The 6,499-nt window shown below is 59.6% G+C and carries 3 protein-coding genes; 2 read left to right on the forward strand and 1 reads right to left on the reverse strand.

Annotated features, from left to right (window positions below; all coding sequences use genetic code 11):
* Nucleotides 1–72: 72 nt before the first annotated feature.
* Complete coding sequence (putP, locus tag VF709_RS07760; RefSeq protein WP_029882760.1) at nucleotides 73–1,581, reverse strand: sodium/proline symporter PutP; 1,509 nt, start codon at nucleotides 1,579–1,581, stop codon at nucleotides 73–75.
* 422 nt (nucleotides 1,582–2,003) lie between these two features.
* On the opposite strand from putP, the gene putA reads away from it, so the two are divergent.
* Nucleotides 2,004–5,966 (forward strand): trifunctional transcriptional regulator/proline dehydrogenase/L-glutamate gamma-semialdehyde dehydrogenase, encoded by a 3,963-nt coding sequence (gene putA / locus VF709_RS07765; protein WP_040023863.1) that lies wholly within the window; start codon nucleotides 2,004–2,006, stop codon nucleotides 5,964–5,966.
* Between the two features lie 101 nt (nucleotides 5,967–6,067).
* Nucleotides 6,068–6,457: a lysozyme inhibitor LprI family protein gene (locus tag VF709_RS07770; RefSeq protein ID WP_114519054.1), complete on the forward strand. Its 390-nt coding sequence runs from the start codon at nucleotides 6,068–6,070 to the stop codon at nucleotides 6,455–6,457.
* The last annotated feature ends 42 nt before the right edge of the window (nucleotides 6,458–6,499 follow it).

Genomic DNA, 6,499 nt, shown 5'->3' on the forward strand with positions numbered 1-6,499 from the left:
TTACGGATTTTGGCAAGAAAAAAGCCGGGTGGTGCTGACGCTCACCCGGCTTACAGTGTGCAGGAAGAAAAATTACTCAGCCTGGAGCTTCGTCGGCGGCGCAGTGTGGTAATGGGCATCCGCTTCCGCAAAGCGTTTCTGCATGGAGGCAGACGGCGCTTTACCCAGCAGGCTAAAGACCACAATACCGAGACTGCCGAAGATGAAGCCCGGGATAATTTCGTACAGACCCAGCCACGCGAACTGTTTCCAGACGATAACCGTGACCGCACCGATAATCATCCCCGCCAGCGCGCCGTTACGGGTCATACGCGACCACATCACGGAGAACAGCACCACCGGACCAAACGCCGCACCAAAGCCCGCCCACGCGTAGCTCACCAGACCCAGCACGCGGTTTTCCGGGTTCGACGCCAGCGCAATGGCCACCAGCGCCACCACCAGCACCATGAAGCGCCCTACCCACACCAGCTCTTTCTGGCTTGCGCCTTTACGCAGGAATGCCTTGTAGAGGTCTTCGGTGATCGCACTGGAGCAGACCAGCAGCTGGCAGCTCAGGGTGGACATCACCGCCGCCAGAATAGCGGAGAGCAGAATACCGGCAATCCATGGGTTAAACAGCACCTGCGCCAGCTCGATAAACACACGCTCGGCGTTCTGGTTTACCGCTCCCGCCTGCGCCGGGTTGTTGTTGAAGTATGCAATGCCAAAGAAGCCCACCGCGCACGCCCCTGCCAGGCAGAGGATCATCCACGTCATACTGATGCGACGCGCATGAACGATGGTGTGGTGAGAGTCGGCCGCCATAAAGCGCGCCAGGATATGCGGCTGACCGAAATAGCCCAGACCCCAGCCCATCAGGGAGACGATGGCGACAAAGTTCAGCCCTTTGAGCATATCGACGTTTTCAATGCTCTTCTGCTTGATCACTTCCAGCGACTCGCCAAAACCACCAACGGTGAAGATCACAATCACCGGGGTCAGGATCAGGGCGAAAATCATCAGGCTCGCCTGCACGGTGTCGGTCCAGCTTACCGCCAGGAACCCACCCACGAAGGTGTAGAGGATGGTAGCCGCCGCACCGGCCCACAGGGCGGTTTCGTAGCTCATGCCGAAGGTGCTTTCGAACAGACGCGCACCGGCCACAATGCCGGAGGCACAATAGATAGTGAAGAACAGCAGGATCACCACCGCCGAGATAATGCGCAGAATGCGGCTGTTATCTTCGAAACGGCCGGTGAAATAATCCGGCAGCGTCAGGGCGTTGTTGTTCACTTCGGTATGCACGCGCAGACGGCCTGCTACCAGCTTCCAGTTAATCCACGCCCCGAGAGTCAGGCCAATGGCGATCCAGCTTTCAGAGATGCCGGAGATGAAAATCGCACCCGGCAGCCCCATCAGCAGCCAGCCACTCATGTCCGATGCCCCCGCAGAAAGCGCAGTCACCATTGGGCCTAAACTGCGGCCACCCAGAATGTAGTCGTCAAAGTTCTTTGTAGAACGCCATGCCAAAAACCCTATCAGGATCATGCCAAAAATATAAACGAGAAATGTCACCAGCATCGGTGTGCTCATTGCCATTCAAATTCTCCAAAAGTCGAGCGACAACCGTCCGGGTTGCCTTGTTATGTCATCACCGGAACGGGGTGATGGGTATCTGTGTTTCTGTTGGCCGCGCGTATCCTGCCGTAAGCAGTGCTCGCACACAAACGATTTAACACTGCATTTACATCAAATTCATCCCCGGTTTTATATGTCTTTCCTATAGGTTGCACTCGCTCACATTTATACGGGTTGCACCTTTTAAAAGTGTTAAGTACCGCATAAAAACAGGCTTCGTATGCAGAAGCCAGCGCTTTTTACCAGCTAACTATCCGTTAACAATCCATTCATTTTTCAGCTTGCTAGCCGGGTCACATTTAACACGGTTGCACAAAGTTGCAACATGGTGGATATTTCAGGCTAACCACCGAACACGATCAAAGAACAACAGGAGTTTTGGCATGGGCATGACCACCATGGGGGTTAAGCTGGATGACGCAACCCGCGAACGGATTAAGACCGCAGCAACCCGCATTGACCGCACGCCGCACTGGCTAATCAAGCAGGCAATTTTTAACTATCTCGAACGGCTTGAGAGCGACGAAGGTCTGCCCGAGCTGCCCGCCCTGCTGGCAGGTGCCGCCAATGAGAGCGAAGACGCGCCGGTTGCTGGCGACGAGAATCATCAGCCGTTCCTGGAGTTCGCGGAGCAGATCCTGCCGCAGTCAGTCAGCCGGGCCGCCATTACCGGTGCGTACCGCCGTGCTGAAACGGACGCCGTGCCAATGCTGCTGGAGCAGGCTCGCCTGCCTGAAGCCGTCGCCGCGCAGGCGCACAGCCTGGCGTATCAGCTGGCCGACAAACTGCGTAACCAGAAAACCGCCAGCGGCCGTGCCGGTATGGTGCAGAGCCTGCTACAGGAGTTTTCTCTCTCCTCCCAGGAAGGCGTGGCGCTGATGTGTCTGGCAGAAGCACTGCTGCGTATCCCTGACAAAGCCACCCGCGATGCGCTGATCCGCGACAAAATCAGCAACGGCAACTGGCAGTCACACATTGGCCGCAGCCCGTCGCTGTTCGTTAATGCCGCCACCTGGGGCCTGCTTTTTACCGGCAAGCTGGTCTCGACCCACAACGAAGCGAACCTCTCCCGCTCCCTGAACCGTATTATCGGCAAGAGCGGCGAGCCGCTGATCCGCAAAGGCGTGGATATGGCGATGCGCCTGATGGGCGAGCAGTTTGTTACCGGTGAAACCATCGCCGAAGCGCTGGCCAACGCCCGCAAGCTGGAAGATAAAGGGTTCCGCTACTCTTACGACATGCTGGGTGAAGCGGCCCTGACCGCTGCCGACGCGCAGGCCTACATGGTCTCTTACCAGCAGGCGATCCACGCCATCGGTAAAGCGTCCAACGGTCGCGGTATTTATGAAGGTCCGGGCATCTCAATCAAGCTCTCCGCCCTGCACCCGCGCTACAGCCGCGCGCAGTACGACCGGGTGATGGAAGAGCTCTACCCGCGCCTGAAATCCCTGACCCTGCTGGCGCGCCAGTATGACATTGGCATCAACATCGACGCCGAAGAGGCAGACCGTCTGGAGATCTCGCTCGATCTGCTGGAAAAACTGTGCTTTGAGCCGGAACTGGCAGGCTGGAACGGAATTGGCTTTGTTATTCAGGCCTACCAGAAACGCTGCCCGTTCGTTATTGATTACCTGATTGATCTGGCCAGCCGCAGCCGTCGTCGCCTGATGATCCGACTGGTAAAAGGCGCTTACTGGGACAGCGAGATCAAACGCGCCCAGATGGAAGGTCTGGAAGGCTACCCGGTTTACACCCGCAAGGTTTACACCGACGTCTCTTACCTCGCCTGTGCGAAAAAACTGCTCGGCGTACCAAACCTGATCTACCCGCAGTTCGCTACCCACAATGCTCATACCCTGGCGGCGATCTATACCCTGGCCGGGCAGAACTACTATCCGGGCCAGTACGAATTCCAGTGCCTGCACGGCATGGGTGAACCGCTGTACGAGCAGGTCACCGGTAAAGTGGCAGAGGGCAAGCTGAACCGTCCGTGCCGTATTTATGCTCCGGTCGGTACTCATGAAACCCTGCTGGCGTACCTGGTGCGTCGTCTGCTGGAGAACGGGGCGAACACCTCCTTCGTTAACCGCATTGCCGATACCACCCTGCCGCTGGACGAACTGGTTGCCGATCCGGTGCAGGCCGTTGAGAAAATGGCGGCTCAGGAAGGCCAGATTGGTCTGCCGCATCCGAAGATTGCCCTGCCGCGCGAGCTGTACGGCAAAGGCCGCATCAACTCGGCGGGTCTGGATCTCGCCAACGAACACCGTCTGGCGTCCCTCTCTTCTGCCCTGCTCAACAGCGCGCTGCAGAAATGGCAGGCCAAACCGATGCTGGAACAGCCGGTCGCAGACGGCGAGATGCAGCCGGTGATCAACCCGGCAGAGCCAAAAGATATTGTCGGCTACGTGCGTGAAGCCACGGAAGCGGAAGTGGAGCAGGCGCTGGAAAGCGCGGTAAACAACGCGCCAATCTGGTTCGCCACCCCGCCGCAAGAACGTGCCGCCATTCTGGAACGCGCCGCGGTGCTGATGGAAGATCAGATGCAGTCGCTCATTGGTATCCTGGTGCGCGAAGCGGGGAAAACCTTCAGCAACGCCATCGCCGAAGTCCGTGAAGCCGTCGACTTCCTGCACTACTACGCAGGCCAGGTACGCGATGATTTCGATAACGAAACGCACCGCCCGCTTGGTCCTGTGGTCTGTATCAGCCCGTGGAACTTCCCGCTGGCGATCTTCACCGGCCAGATTGCCGCCGCGCTTGCCGCAGGCAACAGCGTGCTAGCCAAACCGGCGGAGCAAACCCCGCTGATTGCCGCTCAGGGGATTAACATCCTGCTGGAAGCGGGCGTACCGGCGGGCGTGGTGCAGCTGCTGCCTGGGCGGGGTGAAACAGTGGGTGCGAAGCTCACTGCGGATAACCGCGTGCGCGGCGTGATGTTTACCGGCTCGACCGAAGTGGCCTCCCTGCTGCAGCGTAACATTGCCACCCGTCTGGATGCCCAGGGCCGCCCAACACCGCTCATCGCGGAAACCGGCGGCATGAACGCCATGATTGTCGACTCCTCTGCTCTCACCGAGCAGGTAGTGGTAGACGTGCTGGCCTCCGCCTTTGACAGCGCGGGTCAGCGCTGCTCCGCCCTGCGCGTGTTGTGCCTGCAGGACGACGTGGCCGACCACACGCTGAAGATGCTGCGTGGTGCCATGGCCGAGTGCCGCATGGGCAACCCGGGCCGCCTCACCACCGATATCGGGCCGGTGATCGACGCGGAAGCCAAAGCGAATATTGAAAACCACATTCAGGCCATGCGTGCCAAAGGTCGTCCGGTGTTCCAGGCCGTGCGCGAGAACAGCGAAGATGCCCGCGAGTGGCAGACCGGCACCTTTGTGCCGCCTACGCTTATCGAGCTGGCAAGCTTCGACGAGCTGAAAAAAGAGGTCTTCGGCCCGGTCCTGCACGTGGTGCGTTACAACCGTAACAACCTGAATGCATTGATTGAGCAGATCAACGCCTCCGGCTATGGCCTGACGCTCGGCGTGCATACCCGTATCGACGAAACCATCGCCCAGGTCACCGGCAGCGCCAAAGTGGGCAACCTGTACGTCAACCGCAACATGGTTGGCGCGGTCGTGGGCGTGCAGCCGTTCGGCGGCGAGGGGCTCTCCGGCACCGGTCCTAAAGCGGGTGGCCCGCTCTATCTGTACCGTCTGCTGGCGAACCGTCCTGAGCGCGCGCTGGGCGTGACGCTGGCACGCCAGGACGCGGACTATCCGGTGGATGTCCAGTTGAAAACCGTGCTGACGCAGCCGCTGGAAGCACTCATCAGCTGGGCGGAAAAACGTCCTGAGCTGCGCGCTGTCGCACAGCAGTACGGCGAGCTGGCGCAGGCTGGCACGCAGCGTCTGCTGCCGGGTCCTACCGGCGAACGCAACACCTGGACGCTGATGCCGCGTGAACGCGTGCTGTGCGTGGCGGATAACGAACAGGATGCGCTGGTTCAGCTGGCCGCCGCGATGGCAACGGGCTGTGAAGTGCTGTGGCCGGAAGACGGTCTGCACCGCGATCTGGCGAAGCAACTGCCGAAAGCGGTGTCTGCCCGCATTCACTTTGCGAAGCCTGATGCCCTGCTTGCGCAGCCGTTTGACGCGGTTATCTACCACGGTGATTCCGATCAGCTGCGCGAACTGTGCGAGCAGGTTGCGGCCCGCAGCGGGGCGATTGTTTCGGTGCAGGGCTTCGCCCGCGGTGAAACCAACCTGCTGCTGGAGCGCCTGTACGTGGAGCGTTCGCTCAGCGTCAACACCGCGGCAGCGGGCGGTAACGCCAGCCTGATGACAATCGGGTAATCGTGTACACTCTCCCCGCTGACGCTACGCTAACCGGGGCTACAACTTCACCTTAGGCCGGATAAGCACAGCGCATCCGGCTTTTTTACACGGAGGGGATGATGAAAAGAGTATTTCTCGCAGGCGCCGCCCTGCTGCTGAGCGCCAGCGCGCTGGCCGACGAGTGCGACAACGCCACTACGCAGCTTGAACTGAACACCTGTAGCGCGCAGCAGTACCAGGCCGCTGATAAAAAGCTCAACCAGACTTATCAGTCCGCCATTAAGCGTGCGGCGGCCCCACAGCGTGACCTGCTGAAAAAGGCGCAGCAGGCGTGGATCGCCCTGCGCGATGCGGATTGCAATTTTATCGGTTCTGGTACCGAGGGAGGCAGCGTGCAGCCTATGATCATGAGTCAGTGCCTGACGGAGAAAACCGTGGAACGCGAGGCGTTTCTGGCCTCGCTGATGCAGTGTGAAGAGGGCAACTTAAGCTGTCCCCTCACCCCATAGGGGCGAGGGATAAAAGACAGCACAGAACAGTCCCCTCTCCCC

Source organism: Enterobacter sp. Lyrl_3 (assembly GCF_051948675.1).
Classification (GTDB): Bacteria; Pseudomonadota; Gammaproteobacteria; order Enterobacterales; family Enterobacteriaceae; genus Enterobacter; species Enterobacter cloacae.

Coding starts and splice junctions, on each gene's coding strand:
- putP (WP_029882760.1), bottom strand. CDS start 1,581: ATGGCAATGAGCACACCGATGCTGGTGACATTTCTCGTTTATATTTTT.
- putA (WP_040023863.1), top strand. CDS start 2,004: ATGGGCATGACCACCATGGGGGTTAAGCTGGATGACGCAACCCGCGAA.
- VF709_RS07770 (WP_114519054.1), top strand. CDS start 6,068: ATGAAAAGAGTATTTCTCGCAGGCGCCGCCCTGCTGCTGAGCGCCAGC.